The sequence below is a fragment of the Pseudomonas sp. ICMP 10191 genome, assembly GCF_001467335.1.
In the GTDB taxonomy this organism is placed as follows: domain Bacteria; phylum Pseudomonadota; class Gammaproteobacteria; order Pseudomonadales; family Pseudomonadaceae; genus Aquipseudomonas; species Aquipseudomonas cerasi.
Genome location: NZ_LKGW01000035.1, coordinates 135,620 through 158,971 on the forward strand (window position 1 = coordinate 135,620; position 23,352 = coordinate 158,971).

The following is a 23,352-nucleotide window of genomic DNA, read 5'->3' on the forward strand; positions in this document are numbered from 1 at the left end:
CCTGCGAGCCTCGCTCGCCCTGCAAAGTGTATGGCTGCAGTTATGAAGACTCCGCTCTGGTTCCCGCAAAGCTTTTTCTCCCGCACGCTCTGGCTGGTGCTCATCGTCGTGCTGTTTTCCAAGGCCCTGACGCTGGTTTATCTGCTGATGAACGAAGATGTGCTGGTCGACAGGCAATACAGCCACGGCGTTGCTCTGACACTGCGTGCTTATTGGGCTGCCGGTGAAAGCGACCGCGATGCGATTGCCGAGGCGGCAGGTCTGATTCGGGTGGTGGGCGGTGGCGTGCCGGAAGGTGAGCAGCACTGGCCTTACAGTGAGATCTATCAGCGGCAGATGCAGGCGGAGCTGGGTGCCGACACGGAAGTGCGTCTGCGGGTACACGCGCCACCCGCGCTGTGGGTACGAGCGCCGAGCCTGGGTGACGGCTGGCTGAAAGTGCCGCTTTATCCGCACCCGTTGCGCGGTCAGAAAATCTGGAACGTGCTGGGCTGGTTCCTGGCCATCGGGTTGCTCTCCACGGCATCAGCCTGGATTTTCGTGCGTCAACTGAGTCAGCCGCTCAAGCGTCTGGTATTTGCGGCGCGCCAGTTGGGGCAGGGGCGCAGCGTGCGGCTGCCGGTGAGTGACACGCCGAGCGAGATGACCGAAGTCTATCGGGCCTTCAATCAGATGGCCGAAGACGTCGAGCAGGCCGGGCAGGAACGCGAGCTGATGCTGGCCGGGGTTTCCCACGACCTGCGCACACCGCTGACGCGCCTGCGCCTGTCTCTGGAGCTGATGAACGACAATGAGTTCTCCGAAGGCATGGTGCGCGATATCGAGGACATGGACGCCATTCTCGATCAGTTCCTGGCGTTCATCCGCGATGGCCGTGACGAGGAGATCGAAGAGGTCGATCTGGGGCATCTTGTGCGCGATGTGGTTGCACCCTTCAATGACGATGAAGACAGCATCCGTCTGTGTCTGGAGCCTATTCCGCCCTTCCCGCTGCGTCGGGTGTCGATGAAGCGCCTGCTGACCAACCTGATTGGCAATGCCAAGCACCATGCCGGCAACGGTATCGAAGTCGCTGCCTATGTATCCGGTGACCGAAACGCGCCCTACGTAGTGTTGAGTGTGCTGGACAGGGGGGCGGGCATCGATCCGTCCGAACTGGACACCATTTTCAACCCGTTCATTCGCGGTGATCGCGCACGCAGTGGCAAGGGCACCGGCCTCGGCCTGGCCATCGTCAAGCGTATTGCTGCCATGCACGGGGGTAACGTCGAGTTGAGGAATCGTTCGGGAGGTGGTCTTGAAGCACGCGTCAGGTTGCCATTGGGGCTGATGTTGCCGAGGGATGCAATTTAAGACGGGATCGAAGCAGGAAGGAAATATAAAGCGCCGTGCAAGGTCACTGGAGGCGTTCGAAAGGTCGACGCATTCTCGTGGACTTGCACGGCGGCTTGCCTGACCCGGCCCTTGGCGGAGGTACTCCCTGTACCCCTAGGTCACGCCGATCCACTTGATCAACGCGTCCCGGCCCCCTGGTCATGCGCGTACCTTCCTCAGGCCNGTCGACTCCTGGAGTCGACACCTTTCTTCTGAATCAATACCAGTTAGGGTCTTTGCGCAGCTCTTCATTCAAGAGCTTTTGCATACCCTCGTCAGGCTTACCCAGATAACGGTAAGTCGCGTGACGTGTTGGTGATTTGTCTGCGGGAAGACCGGCAGGCACTTCAACCAACATAGCGTAAGCATCTTCCTTGTCGAGGCTGAAAGCCACGATCAGGCGCTTGCTTTTGCACGTATCGGCCGTTTCGCAAAGCGGCCCAACCAGATAGTTGTCGCCATCTTCAGTGGCCGCCGTCATCTGCTGCTCGGAAGCACCGGACAGGTTGATCACCCAATCCGGCAAACGCTCTTCCTTCTTGACGACTTTCGCCCAGGTGGTGCGGTACTCGGGGGCGGAGCTCAGAAGCTCATTGACCCGAGACTGTCCATCATTGGCTGCCATGGCCATGACACTGCCACCCATCAACAGGGCGGCGGCCAGTGTGCGAAATGACGTGTGCATTATCAGCCTCGACCGCGACGACCGAAGAAGAACGACACAACGAACATCACCAGGAAGACGACGAACAGGATCTTGGCGATACCAGTAGCCGTGCCCGCGATACCACCGAAGCCCAGTACTGCAGCAACGATAGCGATGATCAGAAACGTGATTGCCCAACTCAACATGGTGATACTCCTTTTTGATGCCGTTTTAATAAGGGGTGCTGCTTTTAAGGTCGGGTCAGAAAACCCATTTTTGCTGTGGAGCGACTTCATCTACAGAAACCAGGCCGTCAACGTTGCGCAGGCTTGAGGACATGTCCTTGACCGCTGGAGCGCTGACGCCGCGATAGGAGATGCTGCTGGTCTGGATGAATTGCTGTTTTGGTTGAGTTGCCTCGTTGGCTTGATTCCAACGCTGGAACTGCTGAATGGCGATCAGAGTGACGAGCAGGGCAAGGAGCAGAAAAAGACCTTGCTGGATGTGCAGGGGAGAGATACGCAATTGTGAAATACGCTGGCTGTTCATCTGCAAACTCCCCTGGCCTGAGTGGGCATTCAATCTGATGGGTCGTTGTGTATCGACCTTGTTGAATAGGTTATTGCAGACTGCATGCCAGTTTTTTAAGTGGATTAAAATCCTTTAAAATCAATAGCTTATTAAGTTTGACGAGAGCGTCCTACCAGCAAGCTGCACGATTACCCCTTTGTAATCGTGCGTTCTGCACGAGGCGTTCGACACTCCGGCCCTGAACTGTCAGCCTGCGCTGCGCGCCATGACCTTCAGTGCGTCGCCGTTGACGCCTTTTACGCCACGAATATTTCGCGCGATTTCCACGGCCAGTTCCTTCTCGGCGAAGTTGGCAACCACGCCATTCAGGCTGACCACACCTGCCTTGGTGTCTACTTTGATATTCAGCCCATCCAGCGTCCGGCTGTAGATCAGGCTCGCCTTGACCTTGCTGGTGATCCAGGCGTCACTCATTTCCTCGGTCGGGGTCAGCGACTGTGGCTGGGTCTTGGCCGCAATCGAGTCGGCCGCGCTGAGGCTGATCAGGTTGTTGACGCTGACCACGCCATCGGTGTTACTCGCCAGGCTACCCGCCAGTTCCTTCGCTTCAGGGCTTTGCGCGCGGCCCTTGAGGGTGATCACGCCGTCCTTGCTGTCGACATCGATGGTCAGCGCTTCAGTCACGCTGCTCCACAGCAGTTTGGATTTCACCGTCGCGACCAGCGTCGCATCCTCGAAGCGCTGAGCCATGTTGGTCCGTGTGCCGGGCTCGCTGGCAACAGAAGGATCTACCTCCAGCTGATTGTCGACCTTTTCAATGCCTTTGGTATCCAGCGCGATGCGTTCGGCCAACTCGCGGTCCACTTCGTTTTCAACCTTGCCCTTGAGCGTCGCGGTGCCTTGTTCGACACCCACATCGATCTTGAACGGGCTCAGATGCTTGTTCAGCGCGAAAGCTGTCCAGATCGAACCTTCCTGACGCGCCTCGGCGAGTTGAGTGGGCAGGTCTGGCTGGGCGAGCACCGGGCCGCTGCCCAGCAGCGCAGCGGCGGCCGTGATCAGAGCAATCTTTTTCAGTGAAAACATAGGAGCGTTCCTTTTGCGGTGAGATCTCGTCTCCGAATGGACGGTTTTAACGGCATAAACGCGGATTAATCAGGCTGTTCGCCATTAGCTGATCAGAAAGCTACCATGCATGCCGAAGAATCAATCAGAATTGACCATGCAACTTGCCCGATGATTCCGAGACTAACTGAGACAATTCATTAAGGAGCGTAGGAAAAATGGAAGCAGCCACTGAGAATCAGGGCCGTATTCTGCTTGTGGACGATGAGTCCGCCATCCTCCGCACTTTCCGGTACTGTCTGGAAGACGAAGGCTACAGTGTCGCCACTGCCAACAGCGCTGCTCAGGCCGACACGCTCATGCAGCGTCAAGTATTCGATCTGTGCTTTCTCGATTTGCGTCTGGGCGAAGACAACGGCCTGGACGTGCTGGCGCAGATGCGGATTCAGGCGCCGTGGATGCGTGTGGTGATCGTGACTGCCCATTCGGCGGTGGATACCGCTGTCGATGCCATTCAGGCGGGCGCAGCCGATTACCTGGTCAAGCCGTGCAGTCCTGACCAGTTGCGTCTTGCAACGGCCAAGCAGCTTGAAGTCAGGCAACTGTCTGCCCGTCTCGAAGCACTGGAAGGCGAGGTTCGCAAGCCCAAGGATGGTCTGGATTCCCACAGCCCTTCGATGATGGCGATACTGGAAACGGCCCGTCAGGTTGCCGTGACCGATGCCAACATCCTGATTCTGGGCGAATCGGGTACCGGTAAGGGTGAGCTGGCCAGGGCGATTCATGGCTGGAGCAAGCGGGCCAAGAAGTCCTGCGTCACCATCAACTGCCCGTCGCTGACCGCAGAACTGATGGAAAGCGAACTGTTCGGCCACAGTCGTGGCGCCTTTACCGGTGCCAGCGAAAGCACGCTGGGCCGCGTCAATCAGGCCGATGGCGGCACCCTGTTCCTCGACGAAATCGGTGACTTCCCGCTGACGCTGCAGCCCAAATTGCTGCGCTTCATTCAGGACAAGGAATACGAGCGCGTCGGTGACCCGGTGACCCGCCGTGCCGACGTGCGCATCCTGGCGGCCACCAACCTCAACCTTGAAGACATGGTGCGCAGCGGGCGTTTCCGTGAGGATCTGCTGTACCGCCTGAACGTGATCACCCTGAATCTGCCGGCCCTGCGTGAGCGCAGCGAAGACATTCTGACCCTCGCGGACCGCTTTCTGGCGCGTTTCGTCAAGGAATACGCGCGTCCGGCCCGAGGCTTCAGCGAAGAAGCCCGTGCCGCGCTGCTCAATTACCGCTGGCCAGGCAACATTCGTGAGCTGCGCAACGTGATCGAGCGTGCCAGCATCATCTGTCCACAGGATCGCGTAGAGGTCAGTCATCTGGGCATGGCTGAGCAACCGACCAACAATGCACCACGTGTGGGCGCGGCCTTGAGTCTGGACGAGCTTGAAAAGGCACACATCGGGGCCGTACTGGCAACCAGTGAAACCCTTGATCAGGCCGCCAAGACGCTGGGTATCGATGCTTCGACGCTTTACCGCAAACGAAAACAGTACAACCTATGAAATACCTCAAATGAAGCTGGCCATGAAGTTGCGCACTCGCCTCTTCCTGAGCATCTCGGCGCTTATCACGGTCGCGTTGCTCGGGCTGCTGCTGGGGCTCGTCAGTGTCATGCAGATGGCCCGTACTCAGGAATCACTGATTCAGCATAACTTCGCCATCCTCGATCTGGGTTTGAAGTTGCGCCAGAACCTGGGTGATCAACTGGTGTTGATGACCGGTGCCAATCGCAATGAGGCTGAGCTGGACAGAATCCAGCAGCAGTTCGAAGAACTGCTGGAGGAAGGGTCGGCGCAGGACACCCAGCAAAATGTGCGTAACGGTTTTGAGAAGACCCGGGGTGATTATCAGCGATTCATTGCCACCTGGAAGCAATATGGCGATGATCCGCGAGGCATACGGGGCAACCCGCAACTGAGCGAGAGTTTCGACGCTCTGCGCAACGGTCTGCTGAGTGTGCATCGCAATGCACTGGAGAACATCAGCACCGCCGAGATCAATTCCAGGGACCGTGCATTGTGGATCGCCGGCTTGTTGGGGCTGGTCGGGCTGGCGGTGCTGTGCATCGGCTTTGTGACCGCGCACGGCATCGCCCGCCGTTTCGGTGCACCGATCGAGGCGCTGGCCAAGGCTGCCGATCGCATTGGGGAAGGTGATTACGAGGTCACGCTGCCCATTTCCTCGGCCGCAGAAATGAACCTGCTGACCCGGCGCTTCGGCATCATGGCCGAAGCCCTGCGTCAGCATCAGGCGACCAACGTCGATGAGCTTCTGGCGGGCCAGCAGCGCCTGCAAGCGGTCCTCGACAGTATCGACGACGGCCTGTTGATGATCGATCGCCAAGGGCACCTGGAGCACCTGAATCCTGTTGCGCAGCGCCAGCTCGGATGGGACGAGAGTCGCCTTGGGCAAAGTCTCGGCGAGGCATTGAGCCGTCCAGAACTGGATGAGCAACTGCATCTGGTGCTGCGGGGCGGAACGCTGGAGCGCGCGCCGGAAGATCTGGCCATCGAAATCGACGGCGAGTCTCGATTGCTGACCTACAGCATGACACCGGTCAGTCACACCAAGGGCCACATCCTGGGTGCTGTGATGGTGCTGCACGACGTGACCGAACAGCGTGCTTTCGAGCGGGTACGCAGCGAGTTCGTCCTGCGCGCCTCGCATGAGTTGCGCACGCCGGTCACGGGCATGCACATGGCGTTCGGCCTTCTTCAGGAGCGTCTGCATTTCGCTCCCGAGTCCCGTGAGGCCGATCTGCTCAATACAGTCACCGAAGAGATGCAGCGCCTCATGCAGCTCATCAACGACCTGCTGAATTTCTCGCGTTACCAGAACGGTCTGCAGAAGCTGAAACTTGCACCTTGCTCCGTCGAGACCTTGCTGCAGGAAGCCAAGGCGCGCTTCGAGGATCAGGCCCAGGAGCAGGATATTGTGCTGATGCTGGATATGCAGGAGCCCATGCCGCGTCTGCATGCCGATCAATCTCAACTGGAGCGGGTGCTGGATAATCTGCTGGACAATGCATTGCGTCACACGCCGCCGAACGGCCTGATCCGCCTGCAGGCCAGGCGTCACGGCGAGCGGGCGATCATCAGTGTCGAGGACAACGGTGAAGGCATTGCCTACGGACAGCAGGGGCGGATCTTCGAACCCTTCGTCCAGGTGGGTCGCAAGAAAGGCGGCGCCGGGCTCGGGCTGGCGCTGTGCAAGGAGATCGTCCAACTGCACGGCGGACGAATGGGCGTGTACTCAAGGCCAGGGCAGGGCACGCAGTTCTATATGGCTTTACCGCTCTGAGGGCTTGATCGCCAGGCCCTCATCGGCTGACTGAGCGCCAGCCCCCATGCGCTTCAATTCGAGTGATTGAGCACCTGCAGGATGGCCGCGCTCTGTGCGTCGGGCTCTCCGTCGAAGCGTGCCGGGCGATAGTGCATCTGGAACGCGGCCAGTACCTGGCGCGTAGCGACGTCCAGCTCACCGGTTTGCGGAGTGCTGTAGCCCAGGCGTGCCAATTGCTGCTGGAACCAGGTGATGCTCGGCAGGTTGGCTGCCAGCAATGCCTGACGCTGGGCAACCTGGCGTTCGTCCGGCCAGTTCCCCAGACCTTCGGCAGCGAGGCGTTTCCACGGGAACAACGGCCCCGGGTCCTGCTTGCGCAACGGGGCGATGTCGCTGTGACCGATGATGTGTTTGGGGTCGATTTTGTTACGTTTGACGATGTCCTTGAGCAGGACAATGATCGACTGGGTCTGCGCTTCGGTGTACGGATACCACAGGCGACCTGTCGGCGTTTCCTTGAAGCCCGGGTTGACGATCTCGATGCCGATCGAACTGGAGTTGAGCCAGGTGCGGCCTTCCCACTCGCTTTCGCCGGCATGCCAGGCACGTGCGTTTTCATCGACCAGCTTGTAGATGGTGGCCTTGCTGTCGTCACCGATCAGGTAGTGGGCGCTGACCTCGCCATGGGTCAGTAATTGCAGCGAGCGTTCCAGCGACGCCGAGGTGTAGTGCATCACCACATACTGGGCACGGCCATCGAAATTTACCGAGGGGTGGCTGGTGTCCAGCCTGGGGCCGCTTGCGCAGGCAGTGAGGATGAGCATGATAAAGGCGGAGAAATACAGCTTCATGAGGTCGGCAGCGTCGGCAGGAAATGAAACATCATAACAAAATGTGTACAAATAGCATGGGCCGCCGGCTATTTGTTCAGGTCAAAATGTTTCAGTCAGCCTTGTTCGATGCGGTTCCGGCCGTTCTCCTTGGCCTTGTAAAGCGCCTGGTCGGCACGTTTGATAGCGGTGTCGCTCCGTTCTCCGGGGCGAAAAGCCGTCAGGCCAATGGACACGGTGATGGTGACTCGCTCACCCTTGAAGTGGAAGGGGCATGACTCTACGGCGGCGCGCAGTTCGTCGAGCAGCGTCAGCCCCGTTGCAGGAGGTGTTGCAGGCAGCAGCATGACAAATTCTTCGCCGCCAAAGCGTGCGAGGAAGTCGTTGGCGCGCAGGCGTTTGCTGAACACATTGGCGACAATCTTCAATACCTTGTCGCCAGCCAGATGCCCGTAACCATCGTTGATGCGTTTGAAATGGTCCAGGTCCAGAATGCAGACCAACAGACTGTTTTTTTCTTCCTGCCACCGGGCCATCTCTTGTTCGAGGCGCTCGCCCCAGGCTGCTCGATTGGGCAGTCCGGTGAGCGGGTCGATCAGGGCCTTTTGACGCTGTTCTTCCAGGTGAGTCCTGAAACCCAGGGCTTCCTGTTCCATACTCGCGACGCGGGCTGCCAGACCTTGCAGTCGCGAGGCCACTTCGCGCTCGCGGGCATCGCGCTTGAGCTGGTAGTGATCCATGGTGCCGAGCAGGGCTTCAAGCCGATTGTCGAGCACCCGCTTGAGGCTGGGCAGATCGGAGGCGTCCTGAACACTGCTTTGCAGGCCGCCCACTTGTTCGCGCAACTGGTCGTTGAGGTCACGCGCGGTGGACTGATCCTCGGCGTGATCTTCACTGGCCGCCTGCAAGTGGCTCTGAAACGATTCGAGCCGTTCATTGAGCTGCTTGAGGTAGGTGCCGAACTCCTGTTGACCGCCGTTGTTGATCGCCAGCATCAGCACCGCCATATCGTCGAGGATCGGCAGCAATTCGTACCAGTTAAGCCCATGTTTCAAGCGTAACTGCATATCCTCGACCTGCGGGCGAAAGTGCTCGGAGAGGGTCAGGTCGTCCAGCAGGCCCAGCAGGGTTTGTTCAATATGCGCAGCCACCGAGCTGTAGCTGGGCTCGGGTGATGAGGGTAGCGCGTAGCCTTCTTCGCCTTCTGCCGTCTCGGGCTGCTGCTCGGCCTCTGCGTCGGGTTCTTCAACTGTCGCGTCGATTGGCGCGGGCCGTTGTTGATAGGGCACTGACGGAACAGGCGCCAGGAGATCCGCGAAATCGATGGGTTCGACAGTGACAGGTGCAGGTTCGGCGAAGGACTCTGCCGGTGCTGGAGCAACATCCGCAGCCGTGACCGATGGTGCAGGTTCTTCAGGCGTTGCAGCGGCGGGTGTCACGACGGCAGGCGTATCGGTTTCCGGGGCAGGCGTGGGCGGTGTGCTGTCTGTGGCCGAGGTGGCTACGGTGGCAGGTGAGTCATCGGCCTCGGCTTCGCCATGAGCGATGTCTGCCGGGGCGTGAGTGCTTGCTGCCTGCGGCTCTGCATCGGGCTCATGCGTGTCCGGTGCCGAGGTGGGGTCTTCGGGGTGAGCAGCCTCGGGATGAGTATCGTTGCCTTGGCCTTCGCGCGAACCGAACAGGCGTTGCAGCAATCCCTGGCGCGGACCTTCCTCGGGTTTTTCAACCTGGGTCAGGGCCTGGCCCTGCAAATTGCTCAACTCGCCGAGCAGCAGGGGCAGCTCACGGGCTTGTGAGGCACGCTCTTCAAGCTCCTTGGCAAAGCGCTTGAGTGGCTTGCGTACGTCGCGTGGCAGCGGCAATGACTGCAGTTGCGCAACCAGTGCGGTCAGTGCCGAGCTGATTTGCGCGGCCCGTACTTCGCGGCGTTGTTCAGAGTCCAGTACGGCCTTTTCGAGGCGCGGGATCAGGGCTGCCAGGCCCGCGTCCATATCATCCTTGCGGACAATTTCGCGCATCTCCTTCATGCATTCGTCGACGGCGCGGTCAGAGCCCTCTGCCGCCAGACTGCTGCGTACCAGACCGCGTCGCAACAAATCGAGCCGCGCATCCCAGCGCTTTTCGAGCTTGTCCTGTTGCTCGATCCCTTTAAGGTATTTCTCTTTCCAACGCTCCGCGTCGTCGCTCATGCAAGGCTTCCACCAGAGGGCACAGGCAGTGAGTCCCCACGCAGTGAGTCAGGCAGGCGAATCTCGACAGCGACAGGCAGATGATCGGAAATGGGCTGTGCCAGCACCTGCACACGTTCGAGCGTCAGGGTCGGGCTGAGCAAAATGTGATCGAGGCAACGTTGTGGTCGCCAACTGGGGAAGGTTGCTTCTATCTGCGGAGCCAAAAGCCCCAGGTCCCGTAGCGGCGAGTGTTCCAGCAGGTCGTTGGCATGGGTGTTCATGTCGCCCATCAGCACTTGATGGCGGTAACCGCCGATCAGTTCGCGAATGTAGGCGAGCTGCCGGGTTCGGGTTCGGGTCCCCAGCGCCAGGTGCATCATGACCACGACAAGGGCATCTTCGCCCTCGCCGAAACGCACGAGAATTGCGCCGCGCCCGGCAGGACCCGGCAGCGGATGATCCTCGATCTTGGTCGGGCGCAGACGGCTCAACACACCATTGCTGTGCTGCGCCAGGCGCCCGAGGTTGCGATTGAGTTGTTGATACCAGTACGGAAAACCACCCAGCTGGGCAAGGTGCTCGACCTGGTTGATGAAGCCGGAGCGCATGCTGCCGCCGTCGACTTCCTGCAGTGCCACCAGATCGAATTCATTGATCAGATCGCCGATCTTCTGCAGGTTGCCAGCTCGACCGCCATGCGGCAGCAAATGCTGCCAGCTGCGCGTCAGGTAATGATGGTAGCGCTGGGTACTGATACCCACCTGGATATTGAAACTGAGCAAACGCAGCCTGCCGTCTTCCGGCAAGCCGTTTTGCAGCAGATGATGTTCGTTGACCTGCGGATCATGCAGGCCAACGATACGGGTACTGCCTTTGCCCCAGCGGCGCATGATGTGCGCTTACTTGGCGGCTGTGCTAGCCGCTCGCTCTTTGGCAATCAGTTGATCGGCAACTTCCAGGGTCTTTTCCGGACCACCGGCAGAACCCAGGTCAAAGCGGTACTTGCCATTGACGATCATGGTCGGAACGCCAGTCACTTCGTACTTCTTGGCCAGTTCCTTGTACTGGGCGATCTTGCCCTTGACTGCGAAAGAGTCGAACGTTTTCAGGAAGTCTTCCTTGTTCACGCCCTGTGTGGCGACGAAGTCAGCCATGTCATTCTTGTCGGTCAGACGCTTGCCGCCTTTCTGGATGGCTTCGAATACGGCCGCGTGAACCTTGTGCTCGACGCCCATGGTGTCGAGGGTGATGAACAGCTGGCCGTGTGCATCCCACGGGCCGCCGAACATGGCAGGGATGCGTACGAACTTGACGTCGGACGGCAGTTTTTCAATCCACGGATTGATCGTTGGCTCGAACGCGTAGCAGTGCGGGCAGCCATACCAGAACAGCTCGACGACTTCGATCTTGCCTGGCTCGGCAACAGGCACAGCGCTCGCCAGCTCGACGTATTGCTTGCCTGCCTCGATGGGCGTGGCGGCCTGGGCGGACATACCGAACAGACTGGCGGCAACCAGAGCGGCGCTGATGATCAGATTACGCATGCTTTACTCCTGAGCAGATTGAATCGCCTTCAAGCGACGGTGGTTTCGACCGGACGCGAAAGCCTGAGTTCGTTAGTGTAACGCTGAGGTTGTAAAAATGGGCGACCGCGGACGGCCTTTTTGCATAAGGAGTGAAGCAGGTCATGTCTGAATGTTCCAGCACACCGGTCAGAGCGGCGCGATACGGTGTGAGTGTGGGCCGGGGGACAGGTGTGTCATTATATGCGCACGCATCCAAACGAAACCGACACCTCTTGCCGCACCCCTTGCAGGCAGGTCTTCACCGGAAATCACATGCAACTCAAAAACCCCATTCTCGGTCTGTGCCAACAGGCCACGTTCATGCTCAGCGCCGCCAAGGTCGACCAATGCCCCGACGACGAAGGTTTTGAGGTCGCATTTGCCGGTCGCTCCAACGCGGGCAAATCGAGCGCGCTGAACACCCTGACCCACGCCAGCCTGGCGCGCACATCCAAGACCCCGGGGCGTACCCAGTTGCTGAACTTTTTCGGCCTGGACGAAGATCGCCGTCTGGTCGACCTGCCTGGTTACGGCTACGCCAAAGTGCCCATCCCGCTCAAACTGCACTGGCAGCGTCACCTGGAAGCCTACCTGGGCAGCCGCGAAAGCCTGAAGGGTCTGATCCTGATGATGGATATCCGTCATCCAATGACCGACTTCGACGTGCTGATGCTGGACTGGGCCATCGCCAGCAACATGCCGATGCACATTCTGTTGACCAAGGCCGACAAGCTGACCTACGGCGCGGCCAAGAACACGCTGCTCAAGGTTCAGGCCGAGATTCGCAAAGGCTGGGGCGATGCAGTGAGCATCCAGTTGTTCTCGGCCCCCAAGCGCATGGGACTGGAAGAGGCTTACACCGTGCTGGCCGACTGGATGGAACTGGAAGACAAGGCGCCTGCGGAGTAAATCGCAGGCAAAAAAGACCCCGGACTTCGCATGGGGAGGGGGAAGTTCCGGGGCTTAAGGTCCAGACCTTAGGGTGGGATCTGGATAACTGCCAACACTTAACACAACTAGGAGCACGATCGATTTTTCAACCAATCGACACGTCTGACTCCTGTCCAAACGGTTAAGTTCCAGCAGTGAAGAAAAGTTCACATTTCCTACAATATTTGACGAACCTGCGCACAGGTTCGCCTCTTCAGGCTCAGTGAGCCTCGTCCCAATTGTTGCCAACCCCTACTTCCACCAGCAACGGCACGGCCAGTTCCGCTGCGCCGCTCATGTGTGGACGGATCTGTTCACTGATCTGATCGACCAGGTCCTCGCGCACTTCAAGCACCAGTTCGTCGTGAACCTGCAGGATGACCCGAGCATCCAGACCGGACTCGTCCAGCCAGCCATTCACCGCCACCATGGCTTTCTTGATGATGTCCGCAGCGGTGCCCTGCATCGGCGCGTTGATCGCCATGCGTTCCGCGCCTTTGCGCAGGGACTGGTTCTTGGCGTTGATGTCCGGCAGGTACAGGCGGCGGCCGAAGATGGTTTCGACAAAACCTTGCTCGGCAGCCTGGGCGCGGGTGCGCTCCATGTAGTTCAGCACGCCAGGGTAGCGGGCGAAGTAGCGGTCGACATACGCCTGTGACTGCTTGCGATCGACGCCAATCTGCTTGGCCAGGCCGAACGCGCTCATGCCATAGATCAGGCCGAAGTTGATCGCCTTGGCGCTGCGACGCATGTCAGTGGTGACGTTTTCCAACTCGACACCAAACACCTCCGCAGCCGTCGCGCGGTGAACGTCCAGGTCATTGCGGAATGCGTGCAGCAAGCCTTCGTCCTGGGCCAGATGCGCCATGATCCGCAGTTCGATCTGCGAATAGTCGGCGGCCAGCAGCTTGTAGCCCTTCGGAGCCACGAACGCCTGACGGATGCGCCGGCCTTCAGCAGTACGAATCGGGATGTTCTGCAGGTTCGGATCGCTGGAGGACAAACGCCCGGTGACCGCCACAGCCTGATGATAGGAGGTGTGAATACGCCCGGTACGCGGGTTGATCTGCTCCGGCAGGCGGTCGGTGTAGGTGCTCTTGAGCTTGCTCATCGAGCGGTATTGCATCAGCACCTTGGGCAGCGGGAAATCCTGCTCCGCGAGTTCGGCAAGCACGGCCTCGGCAGTCGATGCCTGACCGGTGGCGGTCTTGCTGAGAACCGGCATACCAAGTTTTTCGTAGAGAATCACGCCCAGTTGCTTGGGCGAGCCGAGGTTGAATTCTTCGCCGGCAATGGCGAAGGCCTCGCGTTCCAGCGCGGTCATCTTGTCGCCCAGTTCGACGCTCTGGATGCCCAGCAGGTTGGCATCGACCAGCGCGCCCTGGCGCTCGATACGTGCCAGCACAGGCACCAGCGGCATCTCGATATCGTTCAATACCGGCTGCAGGGTCGGAATCGCGGCCAGCCGTGCGTCGAAGACTTCATGCAGGCGCAGGGTCAGGTCCGCTTCTTCGGCGGCGTAATTGCCCGCCTGCTCCAGGGCAATCTGGTCAAAGCTCAGTTGTTTGGCGCCTTTGCCGGCAATCTCCTGGAAATTGATCGGCGTGTGCGTCAGGTACTTGGCCACCAGGCTGTCGCGGTCGTGGCGGGTGGCGGTGGAGTCCAGTACATAGGATTCCAGAATGGTGTCGAAGCGCACGCCCTGCAGGTCGATGCCTTGAGCCTGATCGCCGTCGATCGCGCAATTGGCAAGCAGGTTGATGGCGAACTTGGCGTGCTGGCCGACCTTGATTTTTTCCGGGTCTTCCAGCAACGGCTTGAGCGCCTTGAGCACGGTGTCGCGGTCCAACTGCTGCGGCACGCCCATGTATGAATGGGTCAGCGGAATGTAAGCGGCTTCGTGGGTCTGAATGGCGAAGGACAGGCCGACCAGTTGCGCACGCTGGGCATCGGTGCCGTTGCTCTGGGTGACGAAGGCAAACAGTGGCGCGGCCTGCAGCTTCTTCAGCCAGGCATCGAATTGGCTCTGTTCAAGAATGACTTCATAAGCCGCTTCTCTGGCCTCAACGGTCGGCTCTTCGACGGTCAGCTCCTGGCCGGCACGTTTGGCGTCGCGTTGCAGGTCTTCGATCCAGCTCTTGAATTCCAGCTCGGCGTACAGCTCCATCAACGTGTCGCGGTCGGGCTCGCCGCAATGCAATTGATCCAGTTCGATGTCCAGCGGGACGTCGATCTTGATGGTCGCCAGTTCGTAAGACAGAAAGGCCATCTCACGATGTTCTTCGAGTTTGGCGGCCAGGGTCTTGGCGCCACGGATCGGCAGGGAGGCGACCTTGTCGAGGTTCTCGTAAAGCTCCTTGATGCCACCGCCAATGCCGACCAGCAAACCGACCGCGGTCTTCTCGCCAACGCCGGGCACGCCGGGAATGTTGTCGACCTTGTCGCCCATCAGGGCCAGGTAATCGATGATGTGCTCCGGACCGACGCCGAATTTCTCTTTCACGCCCGCCACATCCAGCACGCTGCCGGTCATGGTGTTGACCAGAGTGATATGGCCGTCGACCAGTTGCGCCATGTCCTTGTCGCCGGTGGAAATCACCACTGGACGATCGGCCGCCGCGCTGCTGCGTGCCAGCGTGCCGATCACGTCATCGGCTTCGACGCCTTCGACGCACAGAAACGGGTAGCCCATGCCTTTGACGCAGGCATGCAGCAGGTCGACCTGCACACGCAGATCGTCCGGCATGCTCGGCCGGTTGGCTTTGTAGTCGTTGTACAGCGCATCACGGAACGTCCCGCCCTTGGCGTCGAACACCACCGCGAGCGGGCTTTCCGGATACTGGCGCCGCAGGCTTTTGAGCATGTTGAGCACGCCCTTGACGGCACCGGTCGGCAATCCTTTGGAGGTGGCCAGTGGTGGCAGTGCGTGGAAGGCGCGGTAGAGGTAAGAGGAACCGTCTACCAGGACGAGTGGCGCTTGGGTCATGAGCAGAATCAACCTTTTCGGCGGGGTCGGCGCTAGAATGCGCGAACCATTGACGACAAAGGGACAAGGTTATCATGTGCAAGGTAAATCGACTGATATTGACCGGACTGTTGGCCTTTTGCCCTTTGTTCGCTATTGCAGCAGAAGATCCACCTTCAGCTGCGCCGGACGTTACTATTCGCACCGACGGTGACAGAACCATTCAGGAATATCGCCAGAACGGCTTTCTGTATGCGGTTAAAATCACCCCGAAACACGGCAAACCCTATTTTCTGGTGCGCGCCGATGGTACAAGCCCCAATTTCATTCGTTCGGACCAACCGGACATGCTGATCCCGCAGTGGGAAATATTCAGCTGGTAGCACCTTACATTCACTTCAATCGTTGGCAGTCCTGATATGTCCGTTTTTACCCCCCTGGCTCGGCCCGAGCTGGAAACATTTCTCGCCCCTTACGGGCTCGGCCGTCTGCTTGACTATCAGGGCATCGCTGCCGGTAGTGAAAACACCAATTACTTCATCAGCCTGGAGCAGGGCGAGTTCGTGCTGACGCTGGTCGAGCGCGGCCCGGTTCAGGAGATGCCGTTCTTCATCGAACTGCTCGACGTGCTGCATGAAGCCGATCTGCCTGTGCCTTATGCGCTGCGCACTACTGAGGGTCAGGCGCTGCGCGAGCTGGCAGACAAACCGGCGCTTTTGCAGCCGCGTCTGCCGGGCAAGCACATCAGCGAGCCGAACACCCAGCATTGCGTGCAGATTGGCGAGTTGCTGGCCAACCTGCATCTGGCGACCCGTGGGCAGATCGTCGAGCGCAAGACTGATCGCGGCCTGGACTGGATGTTGAGCGAGGGGCGCAATTTTCTGTCGCACCTGGGCGAGACCCAGCGAGCGCTGCTTGAAAACAGCCTTCAGGAGATCGAGGCGTTCAAACCACAGATCATGGCGCTGCCGCGTGCCAACCTGCATGCCGACCTGTTTCGTGACAACGTACTGTTCGAAGGGACGCACCTGACCGGGTTGATCGATTTCTACAATGCCTGTTCGGGGCCGATGCTGTATGACCTGGCGATTGCTCTCAACGATTGGTGTTCCCGCGAAAACGGTCAGCTCGATGCTGTCCGCGCCCGTGCCTTGCTGGGTGCCTATGCGGGCTTGCGACCGTTCACGGCGGCGGAATCGAAGCTCTGGGCGACCATGTTGCGTATCGCTTGCGTGCGTTTCTGGCTGTCACGTTTGATCGCCGCCGAAACCTTCGCCGGTCAGGACGTGCTGATTCATGATCCGGCGGAGTTCGAGCGCCGCCTGGCCGAGCGCCAGGAAGCGCACATTGCGTTGCCGTTTGCGCTCTGAGACCAGACCTGTCTCCGCGCGTCTGAACCAGTCGGACGGTTGACTCTCGTTCCCATGCTCCGCGTGGGAATGCAGTGCGTGACGCTCTGCGTCGCAAGAGGACGCGAAGCGTCCAGACCGGCATGCCCACGCGGAGCATGGGCACGATAGTGTTATCCCTGACGACTATCGTTCCTCACGCTCCAGCGTGGGAATGCAGTGCGTGACGCTCTGCGTCACACAGCAGTGCTGCGATGTGGGCGGTGGCAGTCAGAGGCTGCTCAGGCAGCCCGCCAAATCATCCGCCAGCTTTTGCAGGACTTGCTCGTAACCCTGCGCGGTGGCCGGGGTGTAGCCGCCCAGTCCATCCAGTTCGGCCAGTTTGACCGGCAGGCCGGCGCTCAGGGTTTCGGCCAGGCGCGGGCGCAGGGGTGGTTCGCTGAATACGCAGGTCTTGCCGGCAGCTTTCAGGCGTTCGCGCATGGCGGCGACGTGCTGGGCGCCGGGCTGGATCTCGGCGGCGATGGCGAATACTCCGGCATGCTTGAGCCCATAAGCCTCTTCGAAATAATCGAAGGCCTCGTGGAACACGAAGTAGGGCTTGGCTGCCACTGCGCTGACACGCTGCTTGATACGGCCGTCCAGCGTATCGAGGCGTTTGCTGAAGGCCTCGGCGTTGCTGGCGTAGCGTGCTGCATTGGCAGGGTCGGCAGCGCTCAGGTCAGTGGCCATTTTTGCGGCGATCCCCCGCGCGTTGACGGTCGACAGCCACAGGTGCGAATCGAGACTGCCGGGCCGGTGGTCGTGGTCATGTTCGTCTGCGTCGTTGTCGTGATCATGCTCGTGGTCATCATGCGAGGCATTGTCTTCGCCAAAGTGACGCAAGTGCATGCCCGGCAGCGTCTGCACGGCAACTGCAGGCAGTTTGCGGCCCTGAAGGACGCGCGGCAGGAAGGTTTCCATGTCCGGGCCGATCCAGTAGAGCAACTCGACTTCCTGTACACGCCGTACGTCGGATGGGCGCAGCGCATAGTTATGCGGTGATGCACCCGGTGGCAGAAGCACTTCCGGTGTTCCGACGCCATCCTGCACAGCCGCTGCAATCAGTTGCAGAGGCTTGATGCTGGTCAGCACTCGGACTTCGGCCTGAGCAGGGGCGATGATCAGCAGGCTGACCCAGAAAACAGCAGCAAGATTTAAAAGACGGCGCACTCGAATCACTCATATCAGCCAGGAACGGGTAACATAATAACGTCTCTAGCCAATATCGTCGCTGCTCATGCCCAATACTCCCCTGGCCAGTCGCCCCCATGACCACTCTCACTGCGTGCATTCGGCCCTCGCCGAAGCCGATGCGCTGTGCGCCAAACAGGGTCTGCGCCTGACCACCTTGCGCCGTCGCGTGCTGGAACTGGTCTGGCAAAGCCACAAGCCGCTGGGTGCCTACGACATCCTTGCAGTGCTGAGTGATGAAGACGGTCGCCGTGCGGCCCCGCCAACCGTTTACCGTGCGCTGGATTTCCTCCTGGAAAACGGGCTGGTGCACCGTATTGCCTCGCTCAATGCCTTCACGGGCTGCAACCACCCCACCCACGCGCATCAGGGCCAGTTCCTGATTTGCCGCCTGTGTCATGCGGCGATCGAGCTGCAGCACCCGGCCATCAGCAATGCCGTGGTCGATGCCGCCGCAGGCGTCGGCTTCGCGGTCGAAGGCCAGACGGTCGAGATCGTCGGCGTGTGCGCTGGCTGCAAGGCCGCTTGATGTCGGATGCATTGATACGTCTGGACAAGGTCGCCGTTACGCTTTCCGGGCAAAACGTGCTGGATGACATCCAGTTGAGCGTCAAACCCGGCGAGATCGTCACTTTGATCGGCCCCAACGGTGCAGGCAAGACCACGCTGGTGCGTGCGGTGCTCGGACTGCTCAAGCCCGACGCCGGTAGCGTCTGGCGCAAGCCGAGGCTGCGTGTCGGCTACATGCCGCAAAAGCTGCATGTGGACCAGACGCTGCCGCTGTCGGTGCTGCGTTTCCTGCGTCTGGTGCCCGGTGTGGATCGCACGGCCGCAGCGTCGGCGCTGGAAGAAGTCGGCGCCGGGAAAGTCATCGACAGCCCGATTCAAGGCATTTCCGGTGGCGAGATGCAGCGTGTTCTGCTGGCGCGCGCGTTGTTGCGCAAGCCTGAGTTGCTGGTCCTCGACGAACCGGTGCAGGGTGTCGACGTGGCCGGACAGGCCGAGCTGTACAGCCTTATTACCCGGCTGCGCGACCGCCACCAGTGCGGCGTGTTGATGGTTTCCCATGATCTGCATCTGGTCATGAGCACCACCGATCAGGTGGTGTGTCTGAACCGTCACGTCTGCTGCTCCGGGCATCCCGAGCAGGTCAGCCATGACCCCGCCTTTGTCGAGCTGTTCGGCAACAATGCGCAGAGCCTGGCGATTTATCACCACCATCACGACCACGCCCATGATCTGCATGGCGCGGTGGTGAATGACGCTGCGTCCCTCCCTCATACTCATGTTCACGGAGACAGCTGCAAGCATGGCTGATTTTCTACTGTATGCCTTGCTCGCAGGCGTTGCGCTGGCCGTGGTTGCTGGCCCGCTGGGATCATTCGTGGTCTGGCGGCGCATGGCTTATTTCGGCGACACACTGTCCCACGCCGCGCTGCTCGGCGTCGCGTTGGGCTTCCTGCTGGATATCAGCCCGACCATCGCGGTGACGTTCGGCTGCCTGCTGCTGGCGGTGTTGCTGGTCACGTTGCAACAGCGCCAACCGCTGGCCTCGGACACGCTGTTGGGGATTCTGGCACCAAGCACCTTGTCGCTGGGGCTGGTGGTGCTCAGTTTCATGCACGAAGTGCGCATCGACCTGATGGCCTACCTGTTCGGCGATCTGCTGGCTATCAGCCCGGCTGATCTGGGCTGGATTCTGGGCGGCAGCACGTTGGTTTTGGTGCTGATCGTCGCGCTGTGGCGCCCGCTGCTGGCAATGACCGTGCACGAAGAACTGGCGCGGGTCGAGGGCCTGCCGGTTGCTACACTGCGCATGACCTTGATGCTGCTGATCGCCGTGGTGATCGCGGTGGCGATGAAAATCGTCGGTGTTCTGCTGATTACCTCGCTGTTGATCATCCCGGCGGCTGCGGCACAGCGTCACGCCCGTTCGCCGGAGCAAATGGCGCTGGGCGCAAGTCTGTTGGGCGTGATAGCCGTGTGTGCCGGGCTATCATTGTCGTGGTTCAAGGACACCCCTGCCGGACCGTCTATAGTGGTTTGCGCTGCAGCGTTGTTCTTGCTCAGCTTTGTTCTACCCAGGCGAGCGGTGTAGACTTGCTCGTTTTTTGCGCAAACTAGAGAATCGCAGGAATGAAGCCGTTCGCCCCACGCTATCTGCTGCTTGTCGCATTTTCCATCCTGCTGGGTGCCTGCCAGAGTGCGCCCACTGTCAAGACGCCTGCCTCCGAGGCCCAGCCTGACGCGTTCGCTCAGCTTGAGCAGAACATCGCCGGTAATGAGCTGGCAACGGCTGAGGACCAATTGGCGGCGTTGCAGGCTGCCAATCCTGCCGACATCCGTCTTGAGCCTTTTCAGCGTCGTTTGGCCGAAGCCTATCTGAGCCGCAGCCAGATCAGCCTGCAGAAGGGTGACATGAACGCGGCGGCCTCTGCGCTGAGCCGCGCACGCGCCCTGATGCCCAAGGCACCGGCGCTGACCAGCGGCGTCAACGGCGCCATTGCCCATGCGCGCAAGGCCGAGCTGGAAAAAGCCGAAGAGGATTTGAAGGCGGCCGAAGCCAGAAGGGTTGCCAAGCTCATCGATCCGTCGGCAGAAAGCACGACAATTGAACTCAAGATCGGCGATATGCGTGCATTGCGTCGTCAACTGGACGATATCGCGGCGGATACCGTAGCGTTCAACTGTGAAGTGCTGATGGTGGTGCCGCGCACCGAAGACTATCCGTGGCTGGCCACGTTGCTGACCAAGCGGGTGGTCAAGGCCAATCCGGATTTCGAGCTGCAATTGCGTCGCCAGATCGAGCGCAATGAAAAAGCGCAGATCATCCTGACGCCAGCGAAGCCCTGAGTCGATCCTCCAAAGCGGACGCAGAGCGTCCAGAACTGCATTCCCACGCGGAGCGTGAGGAACGAGAAGTGTTGGGGAGTCTATGTGGGGGCGAGAACGTTCAGAAAGGCGCTCCCACGCCGGAGCGTGGGAGCGATGTAGCAGCGTCAGATCAAGCCGGAACAGCCTTGGCTTTCACTTCACGATCCCACACACGGTGCTGAGCAATCGCGTTGAAGAACGCTTTGAACGATTTGCTATCGGACACTTCCAGCAGCCCGGCATCTTCTTCCAGGCGTAGCAGGCTCAACAGCTCTTTGGCTTCCCCGGCAAAGGAGATGGCCTTGAGGTGCTTGTAGGCTTCCAGGATGAAGTGCAATGCCACGCCGTCGCCTTTCAGGGCTTCGATCGAAGCCTTGCCACCCGGCACGAACACTGCGTCGAACGCTACCGAAGGCAGGCCTTCAGCCGATGCGTCCACTGGCAGGCTCTTGCCGTCAGCTGTCTTGACCGGTGCGGAGGTCGGGCCCAATACCTTGGCGTGTGCGCCTTCGGCAGTCAGTGCAGCCTTCATGGCTTCGACCGCTTTGCCGTCGACGCCGTCAGCCACAAGAATGGCAACCTTGCGCGAAACGATATCGCCAGACAGCAGGTTGACCTGGCTCAGCGCCGGCGACTCTTTTACCGATGTCTGACGCGCAGGTACGGTACCGGCTGTCGGTGCTGGCAAGCCCAGGTTGGCAGCTACACGTTTGGCCAGCTCCAGATCGATGTTGGCCAGAATCTCGTTGACCTGACGGGCACGGATGTACTCGCGCTCGACCTTGCCCAACTCGAAGCTGTAGGCCGCGATGATGTGCTCTTTCTCGTGATGGCTCATGCTCTGGAAGAACAGGGTGGCCTGCGAGAAGTGATCGCCGAACGATTCGCTGCGCTCACGCACCTTGTGCGCTTCAACGCGCTCAGGGTAGGTCTCGAAGCCGCCATCTACCGGGCCGGCAGGGGTTTCTTTCGGCCAGCCGCCATCGATCGAGTTCGGCTCGTAGGAGGCGCGGCCCTTGTCGATAGTGGTGCGATGCTGTGCGTCACGCTGACCGTTGTGGTTCGGCGCAATCGGACGGTTGATCGGGATTTCGTGGAAGTTCGGCCCACCCAGACGGCTGATCTGCGTGTCGGTGTAGGAGAACAGGCGACCTTGCAGCAGCGGGTCGTTGGAGAAATCGATACCCGGCACGATATGGCCGGGGCAGAAGGCAACCTGCTCGGTTTCGGCGAAATAGTTGTCCGGGTTACGGTTCAAGACCATCTTGCCCAGCGGGGTGACCGGCACCAGCTCTTCCGGGATGATCTTGGTCGGATCGAGCAGGTCGAAGTCGAACTTGTGCTCGTCCTCCTCGGCAACGATCTGTACACCCAGTTCCCATTCCGGATAGTCGCCCATCTCGATGGACTCCCACAGGTCGCGGCGGTGGAAATCGGTGTCCTTGCCGGCGAGCTTCTGTGCTTCGTCCCAGACCAGCGAGCACACGCCGAACTTGGGCTTCCAGTGGAACTTCACGAAGCTCGACTTACCTTCGGTGTTGATGAAGCGGAAGGTGTGGATACCAAAGCCCTGCATGGTGCGCAGGCTTTTCGGGATCGCACGGTCGGACATGGTCCACAGCACCATGTGCGCGGATTCCGGCACCAGCGAGACGAAGTCCCAGAAGGTGTCGTGAGCCGAGCCGCCCGTAGGGATTTCGTTATGCGGCTCGGGTTTCACCGCGTGCACGAAGTCAGGAAACTTGATGGCGTCCTGAATGAAGAACACCGGCATGTTGTTGCCCACCAGGTCGAAGTTGCCTTCGTCGGTGTAGAGCTTGACGGCAAAGCCACGCACGTCACGCACGGTGTCGCCCGAGCCGCGTGGGCCCTGAACGGTGGAGAAACGCACGAACACCGGGGTCTTCTTGCCCGGATCGCGCAGGAAGCCTGCTTTACTCAGGGCGCCGTGGTCTTCGTAAGTCTGGAAATAGCCATGTGCTGCAGTACCGCGGGCGTGGACGATACGCTCCGGAATACGCTCATGGTCAAAGTGCGTGATCTTTTCACGCATGATGAAGTCTTCAAGCAGCGATGGGCCGCGGCTGCCGACTTTCAGTGTGTTCTGGTTATCGGAAATCTTGACACCGTGATTGGTGCGCAGGGCCTGCTGGGTCGCGTCCGAGCGGAACTGCTCAAGGCTTTCCAGCTTCTCGTTGGTATTGCCACGGTCCAGGGTGTCGGTACCTGCCAATTCGCTCTTGGGCGTTTGGGTTACAGGTGGTGCGTTCTTGCTAGCCATCAGAGACTCCTTATCTCGCCCCAATCATTGAGTTGGGTTCGCTGAATACGACTTCCCTGGCGTAAGCGGGAAATCACGGTATCCAAGAAGTGACCGGAGCAAAAAACAGCCGTTCCTTTTATTTTCGACCTGCGATCACCAACGGTCGTGTTATGTCCATTGCGCAGGACAGCCTGCAAATAAATGCTAAGCA

General features: G+C 59.9%; 21 protein-coding genes. 10 read left to right on the plus strand and 11 right to left on the minus strand.

Annotated elements, in window-relative coordinates; translation table 11 throughout:
• The first annotated feature begins 42 nt into the window (after window positions 1-42).
• A complete protein-coding gene (locus AO388_RS04770) occupies window positions 43-1,353 on the plus strand; it encodes an ATP-binding protein (RefSeq protein ID WP_003432212.1) in 1,311 nt (436 codons plus the stop codon).
• 238 nt (window positions 1,354-1,591) lie between these two features.
• Here the strand turns inward: AO388_RS04770 and AO388_RS04775 are convergent, their stop codons facing one another.
• The 4 genes from AO388_RS04775 to AO388_RS04785 form a co-directional block, all read right to left on the minus strand.
• A complete protein-coding gene (locus tag AO388_RS04775) occupies window positions 1,592-2,059 on the minus strand; it encodes an inhibitor of vertebrate lysozyme family protein (protein WP_003367410.1) in 468 nt (155 codons plus the stop codon).
• A 2-nt stretch (window positions 2,060-2,061) separates the two neighbouring features.
• Window positions 2,062-2,226: a DUF1328 domain-containing protein gene (locus AO388_RS26760; protein ID WP_002555679.1), complete on the minus strand. Its 165-nt coding sequence runs from the start codon at window positions 2,224-2,226 to the stop codon at window positions 2,062-2,064.
• Window positions 2,227-2,281: 55 nt separating this feature from the next.
• Window positions 2,282-2,569: a hypothetical protein gene (locus AO388_RS04780; RefSeq protein WP_003432215.1), complete on the minus strand. Its 288-nt coding sequence runs from the start codon at window positions 2,567-2,569 to the stop codon at window positions 2,282-2,284.
• Between the two features lie 228 nt (window positions 2,570-2,797).
• Entirely contained in the window at window positions 2,798-3,637 is an 840-nt protein-coding gene (locus tag AO388_RS04785) for a BON domain-containing protein (protein WP_003367404.1), read from the minus strand.
• A 197-nt stretch (window positions 3,638-3,834) separates the two neighbouring features.
• On the opposite strand from AO388_RS04785, the gene algB reads away from it, so the two are divergent.
• On the plus strand, window positions 3,835-5,181 hold the full coding sequence (gene algB, locus AO388_RS04790) for a sigma-54-dependent response regulator transcription factor AlgB (RefSeq protein WP_003367401.1): 1,347 nt from the start codon (window positions 3,835-3,837) through the stop codon (window positions 5,179-5,181).
• Window positions 5,182-5,191: 10 nt separating this feature from the next.
• Window positions 5,192-6,979, plus strand: coding sequence for a KinB sensor domain-containing domain (locus AO388_RS04795; RefSeq protein ID WP_058416123.1), 1,788 nt, complete (start codon window positions 5,192-5,194; stop codon window positions 6,977-6,979).
• 53 nt (window positions 6,980-7,032) lie between these two features.
• Here AO388_RS04795 and AO388_RS04800 read toward each other — a convergent pair whose 3' ends face one another.
• From AO388_RS04800 to AO388_RS04815, 4 genes are all read right to left on the minus strand, one after another.
• A complete protein-coding gene (locus tag AO388_RS04800; RefSeq protein WP_003367397.1) occupies window positions 7,033-7,812 on the minus strand; it encodes an N-acetylmuramoyl-L-alanine amidase in 780 nt (259 codons plus the stop codon).
• Between the two features lie 95 nt (window positions 7,813-7,907).
• Window positions 7,908-9,980, minus strand: coding sequence for a GGDEF domain-containing protein (locus AO388_RS04805; RefSeq protein ID WP_058416124.1), 2,073 nt, complete (start codon window positions 9,978-9,980; stop codon window positions 7,908-7,910).
• Window positions 9,977-10,852, minus strand: a complete 876-nt coding sequence (locus AO388_RS04810; RefSeq protein WP_003367393.1) for an endonuclease/exonuclease/phosphatase family protein — start codon at window positions 10,850-10,852, stop codon at window positions 9,977-9,979. Before AO388_RS04810 ends, AO388_RS04805 begins: the two co-directional genes overlap by 4 nt.
• Window positions 10,853-10,861: 9 nt before the next feature.
• Complete coding sequence (locus AO388_RS04815; RefSeq protein WP_003432225.1) at window positions 10,862-11,506, minus strand: thiol:disulfide interchange protein DsbA/DsbL; 645 nt, start codon at window positions 11,504-11,506, stop codon at window positions 10,862-10,864.
• 294 nt (window positions 11,507-11,800) lie between these two features.
• Here AO388_RS04815 and yihA point away from each other — a divergent pair, with 294 nt between their 5' ends.
• Window positions 11,801-12,436 (plus strand): ribosome biogenesis GTP-binding protein YihA/YsxC, encoded by a 636-nt coding sequence (gene yihA / locus AO388_RS04820; protein WP_003341625.1) that lies wholly within the window; start codon window positions 11,801-11,803, stop codon window positions 12,434-12,436.
• Window positions 12,437-12,677: 241 nt separating this feature from the next.
• Here the strand turns inward: yihA and polA are convergent, their stop codons facing one another.
• Complete coding sequence (polA, locus tag AO388_RS04825; RefSeq protein ID WP_058416125.1) at window positions 12,678-15,443, minus strand: DNA polymerase I; 2,766 nt, start codon at window positions 15,441-15,443, stop codon at window positions 12,678-12,680.
• 74 nt (window positions 15,444-15,517) lie between these two features.
• On the opposite strand from polA, the gene AO388_RS04830 reads away from it, so the two are divergent.
• Window positions 15,518-15,805 carry a DUF2782 domain-containing protein gene (locus AO388_RS04830; protein WP_003367388.1) on the plus strand — a complete coding sequence of 96 codons (288 nt, stop codon included), beginning with the start codon at window positions 15,518-15,520 and terminating at the stop codon, window positions 15,803-15,805.
• A 36-nt stretch (window positions 15,806-15,841) separates the two neighbouring features.
• Complete coding sequence (locus tag AO388_RS04835) at window positions 15,842-16,792, plus strand: homoserine kinase (RefSeq protein WP_058416126.1); 951 nt, start codon at window positions 15,842-15,844, stop codon at window positions 16,790-16,792.
• A gap of 249 nt (window positions 16,793-17,041) precedes the next feature.
• Here the strand turns inward: AO388_RS04835 and znuA are convergent, their stop codons facing one another.
• Complete coding sequence (gene znuA, locus AO388_RS04840; RefSeq protein WP_083515768.1) at window positions 17,042-17,983, minus strand: zinc ABC transporter substrate-binding protein ZnuA; 942 nt, start codon at window positions 17,981-17,983, stop codon at window positions 17,042-17,044.
• 67 nt (window positions 17,984-18,050) lie between these two features.
• On the opposite strand from znuA, the gene AO388_RS04845 reads away from it, so the two are divergent.
• The 4 genes from AO388_RS04845 to AO388_RS04860 are packed head-to-tail and all read left to right on the plus strand — an operon-like array spanning window position 18,051 to window position 20,857.
• A complete protein-coding gene (locus tag AO388_RS04845; protein WP_003425978.1) occupies window positions 18,051-18,533 on the plus strand; it encodes a Fur family transcriptional regulator in 483 nt (160 codons plus the stop codon).
• Complete coding sequence (znuC, locus tag AO388_RS04850; protein WP_003367380.1) at window positions 18,533-19,321, plus strand: zinc ABC transporter ATP-binding protein ZnuC; 789 nt, start codon at window positions 18,533-18,535, stop codon at window positions 19,319-19,321. The genes AO388_RS04845 and znuC overlap by 1 nt, the downstream gene beginning before the upstream one ends.
• Window positions 19,314-20,102: a zinc ABC transporter permease subunit ZnuB gene (znuB, locus tag AO388_RS04855; protein ID WP_003432227.1), complete on the plus strand. Its 789-nt coding sequence runs from the start codon at window positions 19,314-19,316 to the stop codon at window positions 20,100-20,102. The genes znuC and znuB overlap by 8 nt, the downstream gene beginning before the upstream one ends.
• A gap of 38 nt (window positions 20,103-20,140) precedes the next feature.
• Window positions 20,141-20,857, plus strand: a complete 717-nt coding sequence (locus tag AO388_RS04860) for a PA5502 family lipoprotein (protein ID WP_003367377.1) — start codon at window positions 20,141-20,143, stop codon at window positions 20,855-20,857.
• A gap of 151 nt (window positions 20,858-21,008) precedes the next feature.
• Here the strand turns inward: AO388_RS04860 and katE are convergent, their stop codons facing one another.
• On the minus strand, window positions 21,009-23,159 hold the full coding sequence (katE, locus tag AO388_RS04865; RefSeq protein ID WP_003367375.1) for a catalase HPII: 2,151 nt from the start codon (window positions 23,157-23,159) through the stop codon (window positions 21,009-21,011).
• Between the last annotated feature and the right edge of the window lie 193 nt (window positions 23,160-23,352).

Excerpts from the sequence above, each read along its gene's own strand:
- AO388_RS04770 (WP_003432212.1), top strand. The coding sequence starts at position 43 with ATGAAGACTCCGCTCTGGTTCCCGCAAAGCTTTTTCTCCCGCACGCTC.
- AO388_RS04775 (WP_003367410.1), bottom strand. The coding sequence starts at position 2,059 with ATGCACACGTCATTTCGCACACTGGCCGCCGCCCTGTTGATGGGTGGC.
- AO388_RS26760 (WP_002555679.1), bottom strand. The coding sequence starts at position 2,226 with ATGTTGAGTTGGGCAATCACGTTTCTGATCATCGCTATCGTTGCTGCA.
- AO388_RS04780 (WP_003432215.1), bottom strand. The coding sequence starts at position 2,569 with ATGAACAGCCAGCGTATTTCACAATTGCGTATCTCTCCCCTGCACATC.
- AO388_RS04785 (WP_003367404.1), bottom strand. The coding sequence starts at position 3,637 with ATGTTTTCACTGAAAAAGATTGCTCTGATCACGGCCGCCGCTGCGCTG.
- algB (WP_003367401.1), top strand. The coding sequence starts at position 3,835 with ATGGAAGCAGCCACTGAGAATCAGGGCCGTATTCTGCTTGTGGACGAT.
- AO388_RS04795 (WP_058416123.1), top strand. The coding sequence starts at position 5,192 with ATGAAGCTGGCCATGAAGTTGCGCACTCGCCTCTTCCTGAGCATCTCG.
- AO388_RS04800 (WP_003367397.1), bottom strand. The coding sequence starts at position 7,812 with ATGAAGCTGTATTTCTCCGCCTTTATCATGCTCATCCTCACTGCCTGC.
- AO388_RS04805 (WP_058416124.1), bottom strand. The coding sequence starts at position 9,980 with ATGAGCGACGACGCGGAGCGTTGGAAAGAGAAATACCTTAAAGGGATC.
- AO388_RS04810 (WP_003367393.1), bottom strand. The coding sequence starts at position 10,852 with ATGCGCCGCTGGGGCAAAGGCAGTACCCGTATCGTTGGCCTGCATGAT.
- AO388_RS04815 (WP_003432225.1), bottom strand. The coding sequence starts at position 11,506 with ATGCGTAATCTGATCATCAGCGCCGCTCTGGTTGCCGCCAGTCTGTTC.
- yihA (WP_003341625.1), top strand. The coding sequence starts at position 11,801 with ATGCAACTCAAAAACCCCATTCTCGGTCTGTGCCAACAGGCCACGTTC.
- polA (WP_058416125.1), bottom strand. The coding sequence starts at position 15,443 with ATGACCCAAGCGCCACTCGTCCTGGTAGACGGTTCCTCTTACCTCTAC.
- AO388_RS04830 (WP_003367388.1), top strand. The coding sequence starts at position 15,518 with ATGTGCAAGGTAAATCGACTGATATTGACCGGACTGTTGGCCTTTTGC.
- AO388_RS04835 (WP_058416126.1), top strand. The coding sequence starts at position 15,842 with ATGTCCGTTTTTACCCCCCTGGCTCGGCCCGAGCTGGAAACATTTCTC.
- AO388_RS04845 (WP_003425978.1), top strand. The coding sequence starts at position 18,051 with ATGCCCAATACTCCCCTGGCCAGTCGCCCCCATGACCACTCTCACTGC.
- znuC (WP_003367380.1), top strand. The coding sequence starts at position 18,533 with ATGTCGGATGCATTGATACGTCTGGACAAGGTCGCCGTTACGCTTTCC.
- znuB (WP_003432227.1), top strand. The coding sequence starts at position 19,314 with ATGGCTGATTTTCTACTGTATGCCTTGCTCGCAGGCGTTGCGCTGGCC.
- AO388_RS04860 (WP_003367377.1), top strand. The coding sequence starts at position 20,141 with ATGAAGCCGTTCGCCCCACGCTATCTGCTGCTTGTCGCATTTTCCATC.
- katE (WP_003367375.1), bottom strand. The coding sequence starts at position 23,159 with ATGGCTAGCAAGAACGCACCACCTGTAACCCAAACGCCCAAGAGCGAA.